This window comes from Paenibacillus sp. FSL H8-0317, from assembly GCF_045040685.1.
Lineage (GTDB): Bacteria > Bacillota > Bacilli > Paenibacillales > Paenibacillaceae > Paenibacillus.
The window spans coordinates 1954902-1973222 of the sequence record NZ_CP150294.1; the positions used below are offsets into that span (position 1 = coordinate 1954902).

General features: G+C 43.4%; 24 protein-coding genes and 1 tRNA gene. 22 read left to right on the forward strand and 3 right to left on the reverse strand.

The window, feature by feature from the left end:
* Positions 1–59 precede the first annotated feature (59 nt).
* The 3 genes from MHB43_RS09080 (at position 60) to MHB43_RS09090 (ending at position 3663) form a co-directional block, all read left to right on the forward strand.
* The gene (locus MHB43_RS09080) at positions 60–1016 is read left to right on the forward strand and encodes an aldolase catalytic domain-containing protein (protein WP_047842252.1); all 957 of its coding nucleotides are present in this window, start codon (positions 60–62) and stop codon (positions 1014–1016) included.
* Between the two features lie 289 nt (positions 1017–1305).
* Entirely contained in the window at positions 1306–3432 is a 2127-nt protein-coding gene (locus tag MHB43_RS09085; RefSeq protein WP_339183477.1) for an EAL domain-containing protein, read from the forward strand.
* A 160-nt stretch (positions 3433–3592) separates the two neighbouring features.
* A tRNA-Gly gene (locus tag MHB43_RS09090) sits at positions 3593–3663 on the forward strand.
* Positions 3664–3758: 95 nt separating this feature from the next.
* On the opposite strand, the gene MHB43_RS09095 is transcribed toward MHB43_RS09090, so the two are convergent.
* From MHB43_RS09095 to MHB43_RS09105, 3 genes are all read right to left on the reverse strand, one after another.
* Complete coding sequence (locus MHB43_RS09095) at positions 3759–4964, reverse strand: tyrosine-type recombinase/integrase (RefSeq protein ID WP_405131789.1); 1206 nt, start codon at positions 4962–4964, stop codon at positions 3759–3761.
* A 115-nt stretch (positions 4965–5079) separates the two neighbouring features.
* The gene (locus tag MHB43_RS09100; RefSeq protein ID WP_222215865.1) at positions 5080–5493 is read right to left on the reverse strand and encodes an ImmA/IrrE family metallo-endopeptidase; all 414 of its coding nucleotides are present in this window, start codon (positions 5491–5493) and stop codon (positions 5080–5082) included.
* 15 nt (positions 5494–5508) lie between these two features.
* Positions 5509–5925: a helix-turn-helix domain-containing protein gene (locus MHB43_RS09105; protein WP_256975042.1), complete on the reverse strand. Its 417-nt coding sequence runs from the start codon at positions 5923–5925 to the stop codon at positions 5509–5511.
* A 189-nt stretch (positions 5926–6114) separates the two neighbouring features.
* On the opposite strand from MHB43_RS09105, the gene MHB43_RS09110 reads away from it, so the two are divergent.
* The 19 genes from MHB43_RS09110 to MHB43_RS09200 all read left to right on the forward strand — a co-directional run bounded on the left by MHB43_RS09110 (position 6115) and on the right by MHB43_RS09200 (position 17937).
* Positions 6115–6339 (forward strand): helix-turn-helix domain-containing protein, encoded by a 225-nt coding sequence (locus MHB43_RS09110; protein WP_024632416.1) that lies wholly within the window; start codon positions 6115–6117, stop codon positions 6337–6339.
* Positions 6320–6610 (forward strand): helix-turn-helix domain-containing protein, encoded by a 291-nt coding sequence (locus tag MHB43_RS09115; RefSeq protein ID WP_256975041.1) that lies wholly within the window; start codon positions 6320–6322, stop codon positions 6608–6610. The genes MHB43_RS09110 and MHB43_RS09115 overlap by 20 nt, the downstream gene beginning before the upstream one ends.
* Positions 6611–6703: 93 nt before the next feature.
* Positions 6704–7231, forward strand: a complete 528-nt coding sequence (locus MHB43_RS09120) for a hypothetical protein (RefSeq protein ID WP_405131790.1) — start codon at positions 6704–6706, stop codon at positions 7229–7231.
* A 96-nt stretch (positions 7232–7327) separates the two neighbouring features.
* Positions 7328–7588 carry a hypothetical protein gene (locus MHB43_RS09125; protein WP_222215867.1) on the forward strand — a complete coding sequence of 87 codons (261 nt, stop codon included), beginning with the start codon at positions 7328–7330 and terminating at the stop codon, positions 7586–7588.
* Positions 7575–7937 (forward strand): hypothetical protein, encoded by a 363-nt coding sequence (locus MHB43_RS09130; protein ID WP_405131791.1) that lies wholly within the window; start codon positions 7575–7577, stop codon positions 7935–7937. The genes MHB43_RS09125 and MHB43_RS09130 overlap by 14 nt, the downstream gene beginning before the upstream one ends.
* A complete protein-coding gene (locus MHB43_RS09135; protein ID WP_405131792.1) occupies positions 7934–8131 on the forward strand; it encodes a hypothetical protein in 198 nt (65 codons plus the stop codon). Before MHB43_RS09130 ends, MHB43_RS09135 begins: the two co-directional genes overlap by 4 nt.
* Entirely contained in the window at positions 8128–8463 is a 336-nt protein-coding gene (locus MHB43_RS09140) for a hypothetical protein (RefSeq protein ID WP_405131793.1), read from the forward strand. Before MHB43_RS09135 ends, MHB43_RS09140 begins: the two co-directional genes overlap by 4 nt.
* A gap of 9 nt (positions 8464–8472) precedes the next feature.
* Positions 8473–9546 (forward strand): replication protein, encoded by a 1074-nt coding sequence (locus tag MHB43_RS09145; protein WP_405131794.1) that lies wholly within the window; start codon positions 8473–8475, stop codon positions 9544–9546.
* A complete protein-coding gene (locus MHB43_RS09150) occupies positions 9476–9787 on the forward strand; it encodes a replicative helicase loader/inhibitor (RefSeq protein WP_405131795.1) in 312 nt (103 codons plus the stop codon). Before MHB43_RS09145 ends, MHB43_RS09150 begins: the two co-directional genes overlap by 71 nt.
* Positions 9780–11093 carry a replicative DNA helicase gene (gene dnaB, locus MHB43_RS09155; RefSeq protein WP_405131796.1) on the forward strand — a complete coding sequence of 438 codons (1314 nt, stop codon included), beginning with the start codon at positions 9780–9782 and terminating at the stop codon, positions 11091–11093. The genes MHB43_RS09150 and dnaB overlap by 8 nt, the downstream gene beginning before the upstream one ends.
* A gap of 19 nt (positions 11094–11112) precedes the next feature.
* The gene (locus MHB43_RS09160; protein WP_405131797.1) at positions 11113–11463 is read left to right on the forward strand and encodes a hypothetical protein; all 351 of its coding nucleotides are present in this window, start codon (positions 11113–11115) and stop codon (positions 11461–11463) included.
* 22 nt (positions 11464–11485) lie between these two features.
* Entirely contained in the window at positions 11486–12904 is a 1419-nt protein-coding gene (locus tag MHB43_RS09165; RefSeq protein ID WP_405131798.1) for a DNA cytosine methyltransferase, read from the forward strand.
* Positions 12905–12950: 46 nt separating this feature from the next.
* Positions 12951–13682, forward strand: a complete 732-nt coding sequence (locus MHB43_RS09170) for a hypothetical protein (RefSeq protein WP_405131799.1) — start codon at positions 12951–12953, stop codon at positions 13680–13682.
* A 36-nt stretch (positions 13683–13718) separates the two neighbouring features.
* Positions 13719–13910: a hypothetical protein gene (locus MHB43_RS09175; protein ID WP_405131800.1), complete on the forward strand. Its 192-nt coding sequence runs from the start codon at positions 13719–13721 to the stop codon at positions 13908–13910.
* Between the two features lie 13 nt (positions 13911–13923).
* Complete coding sequence (locus tag MHB43_RS09180; protein WP_405131801.1) at positions 13924–14130, forward strand: hypothetical protein; 207 nt, start codon at positions 13924–13926, stop codon at positions 14128–14130.
* Between the two features lie 12 nt (positions 14131–14142).
* On the forward strand, positions 14143–14517 hold the full coding sequence (locus MHB43_RS09185; RefSeq protein ID WP_405131802.1) for a hypothetical protein: 375 nt from the start codon (positions 14143–14145) through the stop codon (positions 14515–14517).
* 990 nt (positions 14518–15507) lie between these two features.
* Positions 15508–16440 (forward strand): DUF6731 family protein, encoded by a 933-nt coding sequence (locus tag MHB43_RS09190; RefSeq protein ID WP_222215878.1) that lies wholly within the window; start codon positions 15508–15510, stop codon positions 16438–16440.
* 11 nt (positions 16441–16451) lie between these two features.
* Entirely contained in the window at positions 16452–17018 is a 567-nt protein-coding gene (locus MHB43_RS09195; RefSeq protein WP_222215879.1) for a hypothetical protein, read from the forward strand.
* Positions 17019–17337: 319 nt separating this feature from the next.
* Positions 17338–17937, forward strand: a complete 600-nt coding sequence (locus tag MHB43_RS09200; RefSeq protein WP_222215880.1) for a tyrosine-type recombinase/integrase — start codon at positions 17338–17340, stop codon at positions 17935–17937.
* The last annotated feature ends 384 nt before the right edge of the window (positions 17938–18321 follow it).

Genomic DNA, 18321 nt, shown 5'->3' on the forward strand with positions numbered 1-18321 from the left:
GTCACGTTCAAGTATCATGAGAGGAATACACAAGTTGGTCAGAAAAGGAGCAGACATTAATGAAGACAAATCATTGCAAAATTGTAGATTGTACGATCCGTGATGGCGGATTGGTGAATAATTGGGACTTTAGCGTGGACTTTGTTCAACAGCTATATGCTGGATTGAATGAAGCTGGCGTTGATTATATGGAAATTGGATATAAGAACTCTCCGAAGTTGCTTAAAGGCGCCGAGGAAGCAGGACCATGGCGTTTCCTGAACGATGATTTCCTGCGTAAAGTTATTCCTCAAAAAGGCAATACCAAACTGTCTGCACTGGTTGACGTAGGTCGTGTGGACGAAAATGATATCTTGCCTCGCAGTGAGAGCATGCTGGATCTGATCCGGGTTGCCTGCTACAGCAAAGATGTAGACAAGGCACTTGCACTGGTTCAAACATTCCATGATCGTGGATATGAAACTACACTGAATATTATGGCACTCTCCAATGTTATGGAGAATGAATTGCTGGAAGCATTTGAATTGATCAAAGAAAGCGCTGTGGATGTTGTTTACATTGTAGACTCCTACGGTAGCTTGGACCATAATGATGTGAAATATCTGGTAGAGAAGTTCAAGACTCACTTGCCTAACAAGCGTCTTGGTGTTCACACACATAATAATATGCAACTTGCGTTTTCTAACACATTGGTTGCGGCAGAACTTGGCGTTGAACTGCTTGATGCTTCTGTGTATGGTATGGGACGTGCGGCAGGAAACTGTCCAACCGAATTGCTTGTAGCTCATCTCAAAGGAACAAAATACAACTTGCGTCCAGTGCTTGGTGTATTGGAACAGTTGATGGTTCCACTGAGAGAAAAAGAAGAATGGGGTTACATTCTGCCTTACATGATTACAGGTGCGTTGGACGAGCATCCACGTTCAGCGATGGCGATTCGTTCATCGGAAGACAAGGATAAGGTTGTTGATTTCTATGATAAATTAACAACACCAGAAGTGAATTTTGATAAGTAATATAGTCTGAAATACAGTTGCAAAATAGGAAAACATGGACTCTAACTGGAGATTCATGTTTTTTTAGTTCTTAATGCCTTGTTTTTCTCTATATTTATGAATAAATATTCCTAGGAGTAACTATTTTTTAGTTCACGTATACAAAATTAAATGTTATTATGTACCAGATAGCATGTGTATGCATGTGAATTGAACGTTGGTTAATATGATTTTTGTCGAATCGTGTAGTAAATTTTTAAGTTTGGTTAATGTAATTCAGGATAGGTGATCCCGGGAAGGAAAACACGGTATGAAGGTTAATCTGCAAGATCAGAGAAACATAAGTTGGGTCGCTGTGTGCGGCTTATTGTGTTTCCTCGCAAGTCAATGGTTTCGTTCTTCTTCAAGCTCTGATCTGATCATATCGGGTTACCCAGTTTTGACACTCTTGGGTGGATTTGCCGCGGTAGCTGCTTGTATCGGCATTTACAATCAAAGCTGGTTGTTTCGGACACAGAAGCTAACTCTTCGGAGGGCATTATTGACAACACTCTTTTTATTGATTGGTCTGTTTGAATTGGTTCATATTGTTTCATTTGCAGAAGAGATCCCAAATGGAGCCATGATGGAATCGGAGTTCTCCTTAATGATGTCAACCATGGGATCTTTGGTATGTTCAGTAGGTTTACTGCTCGTGTATACCTTACATGAGAAAGAAATTGCATTACCACGCAAATTCTTACTGTTCAGTGGGACATTGGGTACCTTTGTTATTTTGTACATAATGGCTATTCAGGAATGGAGCATGTTGCCGAGTATGCTTGACGGGGAAGTGCTGGGTGGTATCTTCACCCGAGTTCATCTTATGGTCGGATTGCTCTATGGCATTATTGCGGTTCTTATGTTTGTGCAATGGAAAAAAACCAAAGATGCTGATCTACCAACCATTCTATGTGGCATTCTGTGTTTCTTTTTTGGTGAATGTTATTTTGTTTCAGCAACTGGGGTGAACGATCTCAATCTGTTATTAGGATTGCTGAGTAATTGTATGGCATATTTTTTCATTCAAAAAGGACTGTATACGTCCGTAGTGGACACGCCTTTCCTGCAACAGCAGGTGGCGGAAGCCAAGATGAACTATATTGCTCATCATGATGATGTAACGGGACTTCCAAACCGTCGTCGCCTTTCACAGCGGTTGAAAAAAATGATGGATGATGCCGTGGTGCAGGAACAGCTTGTTGGTGTACTGGTCCTGAATATTAATCGGTTCAAAACCATTAATGATTCGCTCGGACAGCAAGCAGCTAACCGGGTTTTGCGTCAGGTAGGTCAACGACTGAAACATTCGTCACTTCCAGGAGAAGAAGTCTTTGGATTGGGAAGAGATGAGTTTGCATTAACGATGACAGATTTTAGTTCAACCGATACAGCGTTGCGTCGGACAAGATCCATTTTGCAGCTTTTTGAGAAGCCCGTCTTGGTTGATGGCAATGAGTATCATCTTACACTTGGAATCGGGATGGCCATTTTCCCACACGATGGGGAGTCACCACTGGAGATTATTCAGAATGCAGATACGGCTTTGCACAGTGCAAAGGAACAAGGAATGGAACTGAATCGTTTTGCCCATGCGATGCAGATGAAGGCACAGGAGCGTTTGCAGCTTGAGAATGATCTGCGCAAAGCGTTGGATCGGGGTCAGTTCTACCTGGTCTACCAGCCGCAGGTTAATCTGCAAAGTGGACTAATCGTTGGCATGGAAGCCCTGGTGCGTTGGCAGCATCCGCAGCGAGGCTCGGTATCTCCGGCGGAATTTATTCCTCTGGCAGAAGAGAGTGGGCTCATTGTGCCACTTGGCGAATGGGTGCTTCGTGAGGCGTGTGCACAAAACAAACAGTGGCAGGAAGCCGGTTATCGTAAACTGTGTGTTTCGGTGAATCTGTCCATGAGACAATTCAGGCACTCCCATTTGTTGGACAATATCAATGGCATTCTCAAAGAGACGGGACTAGAGCCTGTGTGGCTTGAACTGGAGATTACAGAGAGCATGACATTTGATAAAGACCGGTCATTCGAACAGTTGCGCAAAATCAAAGAAATTGGTGTGCATATCAGTATTGATGATTTTGGAACGGGATACAGCTCGTTGCACTATCTGAAGGATCTGCCGATTGATCGGCTCAAGATTGACCGTTCATTCGTCAATGAAGTCATGGAGGACAGCAATAACGCCGCGATCGTATCCACCATCACTTCAATGGCGCATCATTTACAACTGAAAGTCACAGCTGAGGGCGTGGAGAACGAAGATCAGATGGTCTTTCTTCGCAATCAACATTGTCACGAGGCTCAGGGTTATTTCTTCAGCAAACCGATTAAAGCCGCTGAATTTGAAAAGCAGTTTTTGAGAGATGTGGATAAGCCTACAGGATAGGAAACAGCGGGGGCGCGAGGGTGCTCCTGCTTTTTTTGATGGATGTGTAATGAAAAAAATGGGAAATGTGACTTGCATGCTATAGAGGATCATGGTATATTATTATTTGTAAAAACACTGTTAAATTCCTAAGGAACATAACAATTAAATCTTCAATCATGCGGGTGTAGTTCAATGGTAGAACTTTAGCCTTCCAAGCTAATAGCGTGGGTTCGATTCCCATCACCCGCTTTATACTTTGTAACACCTGAAACCCTTGTGGCGCAAGGGTTTTTTCTTTACCCTAAATTCGACAAATGACAGACTATTTTTGTTTATGGGGCAACTCATGGGGCAAATCGCAATCTTTTAGGATCAAACACCTCTAAACGGTCTGCTGCCTCTCTGGAGATCATGTCAGACGAATGAGTGTAGATATCCGCAGTTGTTCCGATCTTGGTATGCCTCAATCGCTCCTGCATAGTTTTGAGATCCGCGCCGCTTTCTCTGAGCAGCATGGCTGCCGTGTGCCGAAGTCCATGTAGTTTGACATGTGGAATACTTTTCTTCAGTAGAAACTTTCGCCAGGTACTGGTGGGCGTTGTAGGGAAGTACATAATTCCTTTACCGCCATGAAATACATATGATTTGTTCTCTCCAGCCCAATCTTTGCACTGTAGTTTTTCCTTTCTCCACTTCCGTTCATATTCCTTTAGCTGAGCCATGTACCACTTCGGCATAGCTACCCAGCCTTCAGATTCCTCTGTCTTCACTTCACCTTCAATCTTTTTCCCGTCCTTATCAAATGTAATCTGTTTATCGATCCAGATAGCTCCCCGATCATGATCAACATCTGTCCACTCCACGGCCAACATTTCTCCTCGTCGGAATCCTCCAAGGAGGGACCCGGTAAAATACAGCCTCCATCTATCTGGAAGGTCGTAGAGAGCCAGCAGGACCGTTTCTGTCTCCGAACTATTGAATGCCTTCTTCACACCGCGCATAACTTTCTTTTCCTTCTTGCTGGTTTGTGGTCTCTTAACGCCAGCCATTGGGTTCTTCGCAATCAGCTCCCAATCATGGGCAGCGTCAAAAACCGACTTGGCAGCTTTATAGATATTCAATTTCGAATTGGTAGCGAACTCTTTTCCGTTCTCACGCTTCAGTTCTCCAAAGAATGTAACGAGCTGCAGAGTTGTTATTTTACTAATTTTCAGATGGCCAAACTCTGGAACTACATATTTGTTGAGATTATACAGGTTCACGTTCTGCGTGTATTCGCCCATATTCCCGGCAGCGTAGCCTTTCTCCCATTTCGGAATAAAATCCTTGAAAGTGATGTCCTCCTGTTTGACTGCCTTTCCTGCAATTACTTGTTCACTCCATTTAGCTTCTTCAAGCGCAAGCCAGGCTTCCTTTTTCTTCTCTGATTTTGAACGTGCGATCTCTTCCGGCATGTAGACAGTAACAGACCTTTTCGGTCTGGACGCCTTTGAGGGGTCCCGCTCAACAATTTTGTACTTGTTACCACCTAGATGTTCACTCCAAGCCATGTCATTCTTCCTTTCTGGAACTGATATAGGATAATTATTTATCCAATTACATACAAATCACCTCCTTAAAGTGAACATATGTTCGGTTTTTTGGTAGTGAAAATTTACGCTATATTTAATTCTGTATGTAATTGATCAATTCAAGCGGGATGTGATTACGTCTAAATAGTTCATGGATGGACTCTCCACTTGATATGCTATCTCCTGCTGTTAATAAGCTGACGGCAAATTCATTGGCTTGGCGTTCAAACTTTCCAGGATTGAAGAACGAATGCTCTTCGATAAAGAATCGGTTAACTCCTCTATGAAGCCGGTCATGGCCAAGTTCATGGGCACATATGAACCTTTGCCATTCGGGCGACAAATCATTATGTATGATGATGAATCTTCTTTGTAGAGCTTTATGATATATTCCCCGCGTATTTTTCCCGAGATCCGCAAAGCGGATATTAATATTCAGGCAGCGCGCAAGAGAAAATGGATCATTGGTTTTATGCTTACGGATCAACTTTTTAACAATGTCATCCACTAGAACCACCTACCATTATTCATTGTTGTCTTTACTCTTTTTGCGCGCCTGTTTGTTCATTTGCTTGGCTTCCCAGAATAGCCCAGTCAGCATATCTTTAATCCTGTTCTTGTCATTCTCATCGAGTGGGACCCCATCAAACATTAATTCCCCATCGTCTTCTAGCATCTTTTTAAAATCCCTTTTATCTTTGGAAGTCGCCCATTCAGGCACTTGGTTTGCTTGGTTTGGATTTGCTTCATCAGTGAAATAAGTCAGCGGTTTATTAAAGTAATCGGCAATCAATTTAATTGAATCTATTTGAGGGTGCTTCGTTTGTCCTGAAAGTATTTTAGTAACACCTGTGTAAGAGACACCTGTTTCCTTGGCAAGACGGTATTTTGTAACCCCGTTTTCTTTCATTAACTCCAAGATTTTATCTGCTATCTCCACAACAAAGGCCTCCTAATATATCTCTTTAGTGTTATATCTCTATAAAGTTATATTAGAACACAAAAGAGAGATAAGTCAAGCAATTGGAAGAAACCAGAAGGAAACAGATTATTTTATAACACTTTTGGGTTATAACGTTGTTTGATTATAATTCTATAGAGTTATAGTATGGTTTCAGGAGGTGAGCACATGGGATTGGCGATTGAAGTAAACATGCAGAGGCTAATCGATGAGAAAGGTTGGACAATTTACAGACTTGCCAAAGAAAGTGGCGTTACCGTATCTGCATTGTACAACATGGGAAGCAAAAAACAAGGTCCTCACGCTGAAACATTAGTTAAGTTGTCCAAGGCTTTGGGTGTGACTCTTGATGAATTGGTTCTGGGGGTGTCCAATGATGCCGTCCACAACTGAATTCATTGAGGTGTTGCGCTCAGAAATTAAGCAGGAACTGCGTGACGAGCTCATGGCTGAGCTTAAACCGACCCTCGAACAACTCTTATACGCCAATGTCTTTGATTTTGCTGAGGCATGCAGATATCTAAAGGTTTCGGATTCCACGTTACGGCGCATGGTTAAAAACGGCGAGATTCCTTTCATTCGGAACCGGACCCTGATCCACTTCCGCCAGATTGCATTAGACAAATGGCTGGAAGCGAAGGAGAAATCAAGTTCCACAGGATAGGAACCAACTTGTAACAGTGTACTGGAATTGAGCAACGAATAGGAAACGTGGTACTGGAACGAAACATAAATCGAATAAAAGGAGAGTGTCTACATGTCAACGTTATTACCTACAACCCCAGCATTTGCTTTTCACCTGCTCAATGTAATGCAAGCACATAACGTATTATGCAGCATGGAATTGAAAGGAGGACAAGCAGACCCGTTGCTAGGAATCGCTTATCAGCCAGTGAAGGTAGATCGTATCCTTGATTGCGCTCCTGAAGATCAATCGTTAATCGTGAGTCTAGGGGAAGCGGAGTTCGCATTCAATTTGACGGGTCACCGTTTTGCATACTTAGTTTCAAAGCGTCAAATTGACATCTGTGTTTCATCGGAAAATCATTCAGCTTGGTTCAGTACGACAACAATGAAGAAAGCTGCTTTGGACGCTGCATTGGATTACGATTCGGAATCTGATGACAAGATCATCCATATAGAAGTTACTTCTGAAGACTTCGAGGATGCTTTCCAGTTCTTAACGAACCTGATCCGTGAAGGAAGAGTCATCAAGAGTGTGAAGGTGCTGGGAGACGGGAATCAAGTACTGACGGTGGGTTACGTTGGTAAGGTGTGTTCATGACTCTTCCTGAACTGGCTCGACTCTGGTTCGGCAACCCCCTTCAACACGCCATTATTGTGCGAAACATCCAAAAACAAACCAAAGGAGAGAAAAGCCATGAAGCTGTCTGATCAAGAATCAGCCCTGATCCAATATATTCGAACGCTGAATTTCGAAACCATGTTGGACGCTTGTGATGCAATCGGGGAATCATCTCGTGAATCCAAACGGAATGCCCTAGAAGAGTCCTATGAACGACGTAACGCCGCAAACGTTGCAGTGTGGTTTGTTCGTCACGATCAATTAAGTAAATTGCAAAAACTGCTTGGAGCAGCGAACAAAGAATACCAGGAGCGGATTTCTCATGAATCCAGCTGAGATTGAAAGACTGCTTAGTCGCCCACTTACCCATGCGGAGCGTCAAAAAGTAGATTGGATGAATGGCTGGGAAAAGGATACTCAGACTGTGGTCATGGGTATGCTGCAAGCCGTTTATGAAGCTGGGGAGAAGAAGGGGGCGCCTGCGGTTGCTCCAGATCTTCTTGAGAAGTACAAGGAACGTATGGTCAATGAGCTGGACTATCACGGCTTTGTACGTGAAGAGTCCTACACCATCATGGCACACGCTATCATGAGTACGGATCTGCCAGACAATCAAAAGTTTGAATATGTTCAGGTATTGGATGATGTGTACACGGATTTACAAGATAAGGAGGGGAAATTGTGACACCAAGCCTAACCAAACGCTGGAGTATTCGTGAAGGTTGCTCTGTACATATTCAAGAGATGCCAGGGTACAGAAAAATGACTGCGTCTCGCGAACGCAGTCATCGGTTTAAACACTTTTACAATTCATATGCAGTCATCATATCAAAGATCGTTAAAAAGGACAAGCCTGCGTACTCCGGAGGTCTTTCATGACATTCGAGTATCGGCCTTACAGTAAATCACAACAGACCGGCAGTAAGCGTATCAAACCTACACAACGCCAAATGGGAGACATTCGTAAGACGGTAGACAAGTCACTTAAAAAGCGTTCAGGCGGTGTTTGTGAAGCATGTGGCGAAGCAAGAGCAACGGAACGGGCTCATTTGACTGGCCGTAAGCAGCTGGACCATCGTACTGAGGTTTATGATTTAGCTCATTTATGCAAAGAGTGCCATGTCATGTTGGACGAGACGATCCAAGGGCTAAGGTTTCGACGCATGGCGGCGACGATCATAGCATCAATTTTTGAAATAAAGAAAGAGTAGGTGAGACGGGTGACCGACTCTCGCAGGAAGAACGGATATGTAGCCATTGCCAACGAGATATGGGATGAGGTCATTCGTCGGGATTTCACCAAGCGCCAGAAAGATATTTTGTTCTTCATTTGGCGGCTTTCCTACGGCTGTAATCAACAGGTTGCAGTAATCCCGATGCAGAAGGACTTCTCTCTCTGTGGCGTGGGCAAGGGTCACATAGGAGCTGAACTGAAGCATCTGGAGACCTGTAAGGTGATTGCACGAACGGACGCCGAGTATTGGTTTAACGAAAATTATGACTTATGGAAAATCGACTCGGTTCGTGGTTGGGAAAAAGAACGCTTTCATGAACTCATACATTTGAACTTAAAAAATAGTCGCTTATCTCGGCAAAAAGTTACTGAAACAGGAACCGAACCACTACCAGATTTGAGCGATAAACCGCCAGATGATGGTTACCGAAACAGTAACTCAGAACCTGCTCCAGAGTTACCAAAACAGGAACCGAAGATAATTCCTAAAGTTACTGAAACGGGAACCAGAATCGGAAACGAGTTACCAAAACAGGGACTTGTGGTTACTGAAACAGGAACTGAGAGTGCCGATGATCCTATACAGGACGCGGCTTCCCAGTCCTCTAAAGACAGTTTAAAGACATTAAAAGATAAAGACAGTAAAGATATGTCTGTTTCGGATTTCGAAACCTTCTGGTCTGCCTATCCAAAAAAGGTTGCGAAAAAAGCAGCATTGAACATGTGGGAGAGAGCAGTCAAAGCGAAGGTAAATCCCGCGCTATTGATCCGCTGTTCCGAGAACTATGCAGCACATTGCAAGGTAAGCAGAACGGAAGATAATTTTATCCTTCATGGTTCAACCTTTTTAAACCCAAAAAATGAACGGTATGCCGATTTCGAAGAAACTCCAGAACAAACAACAGTTACTCCGGTGATTAAAGGCCAAGGCAATTCCCGGTCAGTTCGGAACAAGGACATTTTACAAAAGCGGATGGAGGCAGCGCGACATGAACAATCAACAGGTACTGAGCATTTTGGCGGTAGTGGTTACAGCCTACCCAACGGTCGAACTGACTGACGAAATGGTCACGCTTTGGGAACGAATGCTTCACGATGTTCCTTTTTCACAAGCAGAACAGAACCTTTCACATCACATCAAAACATCGCATTTTCCACCAGCGATTTCACAGATATACGGCAATCCAGCACCTTCTAACGCAGATCGTCTCCGGGCTGAGACACAGGAACGTTTTGCGCTTATGGAGACTTGGGAACAGAATGCTGTACCTCTCTTGAAAGACGGTGAACCGAATGAATAACCTTTACAACCTACAGGCTGAACAGGCGGTAATAGGCAGCCTTTTGCTAGATCGTTCAGGAGACAATACAGCACTTGCTGTAGCTCTACTTACCCCGCAGGACTTTTCTTCACAGCACCGCCTAATTTTTGAATCGGTAATCGTGTTGCATGAATCTGAAAAGGCCGTCGACCTGGTAACACTTTACGCCGATCTGGAGACGCGAGGCGTTACGGAAGATATTGGAGGTATTGAATATCTTGGCAATCTGGTAGATGCAGTACCGACCATAGCCAATGCAAAGGAATACATTTCAATTGTTCAGAGTCTTGGATTGAAGCGGCAGGCATTGCGATTGTTGGAGGAACAACGCCAATCGCTTGAAGAGTCTTCGGACCCGCTCGAAGTGATTGCTGGTATCAAGGCAGGGGCAGAAGAGTTGTCCGGACGTTCTCCGGTTGAAGGCGGCATGGTCAAGATCAATGACGTTATGACAGACCATGATGATGATTTGGAGACACGTAGTAAATCCAAAGGCATAACAGGTGTTCCTACATGTGGTGTGGATCTGAACCGACTCACGGGCGGCAGACAGAAACAGGATTTAATTATTGTTGCTGCAAGGCCATCGGTGGGGAAAACGGCTTTTATGCTGAACAACTCCAAGGCTGCTGCAAGTCACGGTGTAACCACAGGAATATTCAGTTTGGAAATGCCCGGCAAGAAATTGGGCGAACGATTGATTGCAAACATAGGGAACCTGGATGGCACGTTGCTTCGGACTGGTCAACTCGGACCAGAACACTGGTCGGAATACACGATGGCCCGATCTATTTTGAACGAGCTGCCAATCTACATTGACGACACTCCTGGTATCACCATTCAGCAGATAGCAGCCAAGGTGAAGAAGCTCAAGAAAGAGCATGATAACTTGTTTATCCAGATTGATTACCTCCAGTTGATCAGCGCAGGCAAAAAGTTCTCAAGTCGTGAACAGGAAATCGCCTATATCAGTCGTTCCTTGAAGCAAATTGCCCGAGACAATGATTGTCCGGTGGAAGTCCTTTCACAACTCAGCCGGGGTGTTGAGCAACGACAGGACAAGCGTCCAATGATGTCAGATTTGAGGGAGTCCGGTTCTATTGAGCAGGATGCAGACGAGATTGATTTCTTGTATCGGGATGACTACTACAACGCCGAGACTGACAAAAAGAATATCGTAGAAATCATTGTAGCCAAGGGACGGAATACAGGTACTGGACTTGCAGAGATGGTTTATCTCAAGAATTTCAGCAAGTTCGTAAATATAGAACGCATGCAGTACTGATGAGAAAGGCGGGGTGAAGATGACAAGTTCAGCAGAGGAACTGGAGATCGAAAACAGCGTAAGGCTGATCATGAGATATCAAATCATGTTGGTCAGCCATTTGGAAAATGCGTTGAAAAACGGTCGAATCGACGAACACACAGTCACCCGTCTGAAAAGTCAGGGCTGCATTGCTCAAACGCATGACGAAATCTTGGATCATTTCGAGGGAATTTTTCACGAATTGCTGGCCTATTATCAGGATCGGTTACGAGAACGGATTGTGAAGGGTGCAGAATTTATTGATTCTCTTTCCCCAACTGATCCACGCAGGGAACCTGCATTAGATAAATACGACAGGCTGTGTGAGCAGCTAAGGAACATTAGATAGGTGATGGGAAGGGGGAACCGGTATGCAGGAAATTGTAGTTGATAATTTCGCGGGTGGCGGTGGAGCCAGCACAGGTATAGAGCTGGCAACAGGACGCAGCGTAGATATAGCCATTAATCATGATCCGGCAGCTATTGCAATGCATGAGGTCAATCACCCGGATACGGTCCATTATCAAGAGGATGTGTGGCAAGTTGATCCACGCGAGGTGTGCGCCGGCAGGCCAGTTGCATTGAATTGGCTCAGTCCTTCATGCACTCATCATAGTAATGCTGCTGCCGGAAAGCCGAAGAACAAGCAACTCCGGGGCCAAGCATGGCTTGCTGTTAAATGGGCAGCTACTGTAAGGCCAAGGGTTCAAATATTGGAGAACGTCAAAGAGTTTCAATCATGGGGCCCATTGCTTGAAAACGGACAGCCTGATCCAAAACGGAAGGCTCTGACCTATAACACTTTCATCAATGCGATGAAGCGGCAAGGATACCAGGTTGAAACCAAATTATTAAAAGCATGTGATTACGGGGCGCCAACCAGCCGAGAGAGATTTTTTATGGTAATGCGATCAGATGGAAAGCGGATTATATGGCCTGAACCAACCCATGGAGATCCTAAATCACCAGAAGTCAAAAGTGGTTTGCTGAAACCTTGGAGGAACGCAGGAGAATGTATCGATTGGTCCATTGAATGCCCATCTATTTTCACTAGGGAAAAGCCTTTGGTGGAGAAGACATTAAAACGCATAGCAAGAGGGTTGCAGCGGTTCGTGATAGAAAACGAGAATCCCTATATCGTGCCTGATCACGCAGCCGTGAGCAATCTCGGAAACAAAGATGAATTGGTTATGGCTTTTCTCTCCAAGTATTACGGCGAGGTATCACCTACTGAGGCACGGGGACAGCGCTTGGATGAGCCAATGCACACAATCAGTACGGCGAATCGTTTTGCGCTTGTCACAAGTCATCTGGTTAAGTTTCGCGGTGATAATTACGGCAGTGGTACAGACCAACCCTTGCCAACGATCACAGCAGGCGGCATACACGCTGGAGAGGTTCGGGCGCTGCTCATTAAATACTACGGTGCCGGAGTGGGCCAGAGCCTTCACGATCCGATGCACACCATACCCACTAAAGACCGATTCGGGTTGGTGCTTATCAAAGGAACGCCGTATCAAATCGTTGATATAGGGTTCCGAATGCTGAAGGCCCGTGAGTTGTACCCGGCACAAGGATTCCCATCCAGTTACATCATTGATCGGGATGCACGAGGCAATAAATATCCTGCATCAGCTCAGGTAGCCCGTTGCGGCAACGCGGTTCCACCGCCATTTGCAGAGGCGATGTTCCGGGCGAATCTGCCGGAGCTTTGCACAGGATCGGGAAACAATCTGACATTGGAACGTTACGCAGAGCAGGAGCAAGGACAAATGGCATTCAGTATGTAGGGTAGCCCACCATACATCACATTATAAATTTGAGGGAGCGATTAGATTGAATATCCAAGAAAACGTAGTTCTTAATCCCGATCAAAAAGCCGTAGCGCTCAAAACGCTGAAAGATATGTTTTTTGCAGCCAAACAGCTTCATGACTGGATCGATACAGATGCACTATCGCATGAAATGGCGGGCATTTTGCCAAGTTTGATCGAAAGTCATTTTACAGATATCTCGAAACAACTGACCTATGAAAGCAAGCTTACAAAAGAGAAAGAAGAACGGCACCAGCAAATCAGAACAGCAAACACGCGTGTTCGGGAGCTGGAACGGCAATTAGGCGAGAGCAAGCCAATTGACGGATTAAAGGAGCAGCTTCGCTATCTGGCAAGTACCGTATCTGATTGGTGGAACAAATATGGATTTCATCATGTGTCAGACGAAAATTTCACACAATACGGCCATTACACTGCGCGTTTTTGCTTCATGCTTGACCATCTTTCTATGTACAGCGATACACCAGTAACAGATAAGAGGACTTGGAAGGAACGCATTCAGGAATTAATTGAGGAAGGTTGGGATATCGTCTTTCAAGATGGAAGACGCAGTCCGCAACTTGTAGACAATGACAATAATCGTGCCAGACTGGTCAAACTGGTTCAATCCCGTTTCCCTTCAGCGAAAATCATTAAAACACGAAACTGGAGAACAGATGATGATGGTGTGTTCACGTTCAGAGATGTAGAAGTTTATATCTACGATCTGCAAGACATCCCGGAAAACAAATAAATCAGGGGCTGGACCCATCGAAGGAGGGATATACAGATGGCAGGCGTGCGGATAAAGTTGCGTCTCGAAGGGTTCTACCATGTTGTAGATTTCCCTCACCTTGAGGTATTTGCCTTCGCAGAATGTGTGGACGACAATGTGTATTATCAGCACACAGACGGCGAAGGAGAGATGGAATCGATGCCCATCTATCAATTTTATAGGCATTTTGAAAGGATTCAAGATTAGGGAGGAAGTAGACATGAGTGATGAAAAAGTAACAGCAAATACACATTGGGTATGGACAGAAAAGGCAGCTGCGAAAAACCCGACACATTCTCGTGTAGGTGAACCAATATGGCCCCATTTCAAGACCGCAGCACCAAAAGATTGGTTGGACGAGGGCTTGATCCAAGATGCATCAGAAATTGAACTTGAAGGGCAAACGACTATAGATGATTATATATAAGGGGTGTAAGGAATGGGGGAAACTGGTCAGATGGAGTTATTCCCGTCCCCCAGCCCTTCAGACATCCAACAGACTCGTGAACTGTTGAACAAGTATGTTCGGATGAGGAAGGCAGTTCAGGAAATTGGGACAATGAATAATCCATCAGAAGGATGGAAACAAGTTCAGGTGGAGTATGAGGAGAAAACGGCCAATATTGAAATGGCTGTACGTCTAATCGTTGATGATAATGTAAGGAGAGTCATGGACTTTCGGTTCATCCGAGGTAATCCAAGATGGGGAACTATTAAAAGATTCAGCAGTGTAACAGATAGATCAATAGATAGACAAATTGTCAGAGGAGTTGAGTCAGTAGCAGAAACTTTGAAGTTAATTGGTGTATTATAACAAACTTAAAATGAATACAAAAAGAAGAGGGAGCTACCCTCTTCTTTAAGTTCCACAGCTATGTAGTTCGGTCATACTTTCTTATAACTTTCTAAGTAAGAAATACAACAGTGCCCATAATAGCGTAGCCGGTACTAATCCCATTGAAGTTGCATAGACCCCCAATAAGAAAAGCATGTACTCCAACAATGTCCTGGTAGTTTGATGACCCATTCATTTTGCCTCCTCTAACAAATATACAAGGGCAGGCCCCTGCTTGGGGAAAGGATTCTCACCTTTCCCCAAGAGTTAGAAGAAGTTTATTAATGGGAAATACCATGATATTGCGGGTGGATATTGGTGTGAGGTAGTAAATCAGGCAAAATTACATAAACCATAATAGAGGAGATCTAAATGGGCCGGTTACCCTACCAGGAGTAAACCGTTCACGATTACCAGAAAATTTAACGATCAACGATCCCTTGAATAAATGATATTTAATCAAGTAATACAATAAGACGTTAATTTTCTCTTGGAACATCCTTCCCTATATGTATTTTATGTACGCTTGATTTTCCTCACGTAAATCATTATATTTTCAAATGAAAAAACATTCAAGGAATTATATGGTAATATTTTGTTCGGTTTATAGTTTGGCATGTCTGTTTCGTGTCTTGTGTAAGACACTAGTAAGGCAACATGCTGTCTGGGGTTTGGAACTAAACTAAGGGACATAAGGCAACTGCCTGGGTGTCCCTGCAAACCCGACGACTATTCGATGCAGGACTCGACCGTACTGTGGGATTAGATCCTTAGACGTGAATCGTCAGGGGTGCGGATTGTGGGGAGCACGGGTAAGATTCCCGTGATTTAAATATGACCTATTGGTATTAGCCGGGTTCGATTCCTGGATAGGTAAAAAATAGTTCCAATGACATAGGAAAAAAAGACTACCACTATATTGATTTTAAAGTTACAATATCCTGTATATTCCAATACAGGAGGGTTTCTATGAACTATAGAAAAGTTAGGTTTGAATATTATCAATTAGCGTATCGACAAAGCACCGATCGCGAACACGATAGAGACCGTTTATTTGACTTGCCTCAATGGATGGAGCTAGCTCAAGGCAAATCGCTGGAAGGAAGAACATATAATTATAGGCAAGAGCAAGCGAGACTGGAAGACGCCTACTGGGATGACGAACTGAGCTACTATTTTTTACATTTTGTAAGATTGAGAGAAACAAACATACCTTCTACGGCCAGACAAGCCGGGCAAGTAGTTCCATTAGAGCTTGAAGACGACGAGTTCATCGGTGAAGAAGTTTCTGCTTTGTATGATGAAAATACTCACGTACTTATGCTACAGCGTAATAAATACAGTTTGGGACCCGAGGGTATAGAGGAATATTTGAACCTTTTGTGGAATAATTCAGACGAGACTATTTACCTTAGACCTATCTGTCCGCCTAATACGTTTGAACTTGCTCGTAGAGCTGCCGAGTACAGAAAAATTAACATTAGACTTGCGGATATGCGAGAGACTAATGTTGCAAGATTAATGGAAAGATTCAGATCTCCAATTAAACATATTATAGGCTCTTGTAGTGAATATAATGGAGCTAATGTACAAATCACGATTACTGTAGGTAATTCGAGAAGTTCTGTTCTTGACGATGATACAGTTAGCGATACCTTGACTGATATTGAGGAGAATCCAGAAGTTTTCCAGAGAGCTGAATTGGCTGTTAAAGAAGAAGAGGATTCAAGAATAGAACTTATTGATTTGTTTGAACATAAGGCCCATGATTTTGGAACATTTCGAATGGAACGCAGAGGTACCCTTAGTCATTATGCTATTGCGGCAGAAATGCACTCAATCTACAGTCCTGCTGAAGGGTGTTCAAATCGACAAAGTGACATAAATCATTATCTTAGGTAGGAGTGTTGCCTGTGAGTGGAAACTCACGTTGGAGTATCGTTGGAAAAATCGCAACTTTGATTTATCCCTTGCTTATTTCTCTAATATGTATGTTCTTCGCTTTAAGGTACGGATTAACTTACAAACTTCCAAACTTTGACAAGGTTTTAGATGGAGCTATCACTTTCAGTTCTATTGTTGTGGGTTTCTTAGGAGCTTTGCTAGGTATCCTTATTAGTATTAAAGATTCTGAAATTGTCGACAAAATATTTAGATCAAAAGAAAAACAAACAATTAAATTCTTATTCTATGAACCTTTCATTTTAGGACTCCTTGTGGTCGTGACATCGGCTCTTATGCATGTTATGAGGGCATATGAGAATTTTTCATCAGAGATCACATTTTTAGTTTGGTTCTTTGTAACAGTGTGGTTTGTTCCTTCGACGTTCAGAGTTGTAAATACCTTCATGAGTGTGTTCTTTGTTTCAAACAATACATCAAGTAGACCTAGCGGGAATATCGAAACGGATTCTGTGGCTAGGCAGCAAAGAAGAGATAGGTTACGCAGAGATAATAACAGTTCCAATGATATCAATTAAATGTAATCCAATCGCTGATAAATGTCGGTGCTTACTGATAGTTAAAGAGCTAACAGTTGCCAAGGGAGTGTTTGTATTTTATGGATAAGTATCTTGTGAATGGATTTGGGTTACCTGACCAACGAAAGGTGGAACGTGAGTTAGAAACGCAGAATGGAGTCCCTATCTGTTGTGGTGAGGTTACAGAAGTAATAAAAGCTGCACCGTTGGGAGATTTCCACTGTAAACAATGTCGTTCCATGTACACAGGTCCAAAATAAGCGCAACCAAAGCATCCTTTTCTGGATGCTTTTTTATATCCATAATGTGAGGTGGTGGTATGAATGAGGTTCAACCGATCCGGGACAAGGTGGTTGTCGAGCAGGTCAAAAATTACCTAAAGGTGACAAACTTCCGGAATTACATTTTCTTTAGTATGGGCGTTCATAGTGGATTGCGTGTATCAGATTTGTTGCAGCTCAAAGTGGTTTCCGTTCGGGATCAGGAGCATATCAATTATGTGGCTCAAAAGACCAAGAATCGGAAACGCAAGAAGCGCAAGCGAAAAAAATTCATCATTCACCCTGATATCTATGATGATCTGATGATTTACATTGCAGATATGGACGATGATGATTACTTGTTCCCTAGTAGGCAGCGCAAGAAGATCACAGGAGCAGTAAGAGAACCGATTCATAGAGTAACAGCCTATAAAATGATCAACGGCATAGCCAAGCGTTTCGGACTAACAGATATCGGTGTGCATTCGCTCAGGAAGACGTGGGGATATCACCTTTATAATGACGATCCACGCAATCTGGCGTTACTAATGGAGATGTTTGGTCATGAAGATATGACAACAACGCTGATGTATTTGGGTATCACCCAGGACGCCATGGATGATGCTATACGCCGTTTGAGTTTTACACAATCCGGTTAGTGTTGCACTCAAACGTGGGATTGGGACAAAGCTTGATTTAATCAGATTCTTGAACTTTCTCCAGTGCAACAGAAATAGAGTTATGTTTCACTCTACTTACTTAATTTGGTTCTAAATGGATCAAAAATGGTTTTTATTTGGGTTGGATTTGAAGAAAAAGAATTAGAAGTTTGTCTATTTAGACTGATTCTAAGAAAACCGACTCAATTATGGCTGTATAAACGATGAATAAACGCCCCATTTGAGGGCAATAAGCCGGGAAATAATCAAAATGGGCAAAATCGAAAAATCCAGTAATGGCGCGGGTTTTCGGGTTTATGCATAAACTATGTATATTCGCACAATTCAGTTAGCTGTCAAAAAGCCTGTCAAATCAGGGTTTTC

What these genes read in the sequence shown, in the direction of transcription:
- MHB43_RS09080 (WP_047842252.1), top strand. Translation starts at nt 60, where the DNA reads ATGAAGACAAATCATTGCAAAATTGTAGATTGTACGATCCGTGATGGC.
- MHB43_RS09085 (WP_339183477.1), top strand. Translation starts at nt 1,306, where the DNA reads ATGAAGGTTAATCTGCAAGATCAGAGAAACATAAGTTGGGTCGCTGTG.
- MHB43_RS09095 (WP_405131789.1), bottom strand. Translation starts at nt 4,964, where the DNA reads ATGGCTTGGAGTGAACATCTAGGTGGTAACAAGTACAAAATTGTTGAG.
- MHB43_RS09110 (WP_024632416.1), top strand. Translation starts at nt 6,115, where the DNA reads ATGGGATTGGCGATTGAAGTAAACATGCAGAGGCTAATCGATGAGAAA.
- MHB43_RS09115 (WP_256975041.1), top strand. Translation starts at nt 6,320, where the DNA reads ATGATGCCGTCCACAACTGAATTCATTGAGGTGTTGCGCTCAGAAATT.
- MHB43_RS09120 (WP_405131790.1), top strand. Translation starts at nt 6,704, where the DNA reads ATGTCAACGTTATTACCTACAACCCCAGCATTTGCTTTTCACCTGCTC.
- MHB43_RS09125 (WP_222215867.1), top strand. Translation starts at nt 7,328, where the DNA reads ATGAAGCTGTCTGATCAAGAATCAGCCCTGATCCAATATATTCGAACG.
- MHB43_RS09130 (WP_405131791.1), top strand. Translation starts at nt 7,575, where the DNA reads ATGAATCCAGCTGAGATTGAAAGACTGCTTAGTCGCCCACTTACCCAT.
- MHB43_RS09140 (WP_405131793.1), top strand. Translation starts at nt 8,128, where the DNA reads ATGACATTCGAGTATCGGCCTTACAGTAAATCACAACAGACCGGCAGT.
- MHB43_RS09150 (WP_405131795.1), top strand. Translation starts at nt 9,476, where the DNA reads ATGAACAATCAACAGGTACTGAGCATTTTGGCGGTAGTGGTTACAGCC.
- dnaB (WP_405131796.1), top strand. Translation starts at nt 9,780, where the DNA reads ATGAATAACCTTTACAACCTACAGGCTGAACAGGCGGTAATAGGCAGC.
- MHB43_RS09160 (WP_405131797.1), top strand. Translation starts at nt 11,113, where the DNA reads ATGACAAGTTCAGCAGAGGAACTGGAGATCGAAAACAGCGTAAGGCTG.
- MHB43_RS09165 (WP_405131798.1), top strand. Translation starts at nt 11,486, where the DNA reads ATGCAGGAAATTGTAGTTGATAATTTCGCGGGTGGCGGTGGAGCCAGC.
- MHB43_RS09175 (WP_405131800.1), top strand. Translation starts at nt 13,719, where the DNA reads ATGGCAGGCGTGCGGATAAAGTTGCGTCTCGAAGGGTTCTACCATGTT.
- MHB43_RS09180 (WP_405131801.1), top strand. Translation starts at nt 13,924, where the DNA reads ATGAGTGATGAAAAAGTAACAGCAAATACACATTGGGTATGGACAGAA.
- MHB43_RS09185 (WP_405131802.1), top strand. Translation starts at nt 14,143, where the DNA reads ATGGGGGAAACTGGTCAGATGGAGTTATTCCCGTCCCCCAGCCCTTCA.
- MHB43_RS09190 (WP_222215878.1), top strand. Translation starts at nt 15,508, where the DNA reads ATGAACTATAGAAAAGTTAGGTTTGAATATTATCAATTAGCGTATCGA.
- MHB43_RS09200 (WP_222215880.1), top strand. Translation starts at nt 17,338, where the DNA reads ATGAATGAGGTTCAACCGATCCGGGACAAGGTGGTTGTCGAGCAGGTC.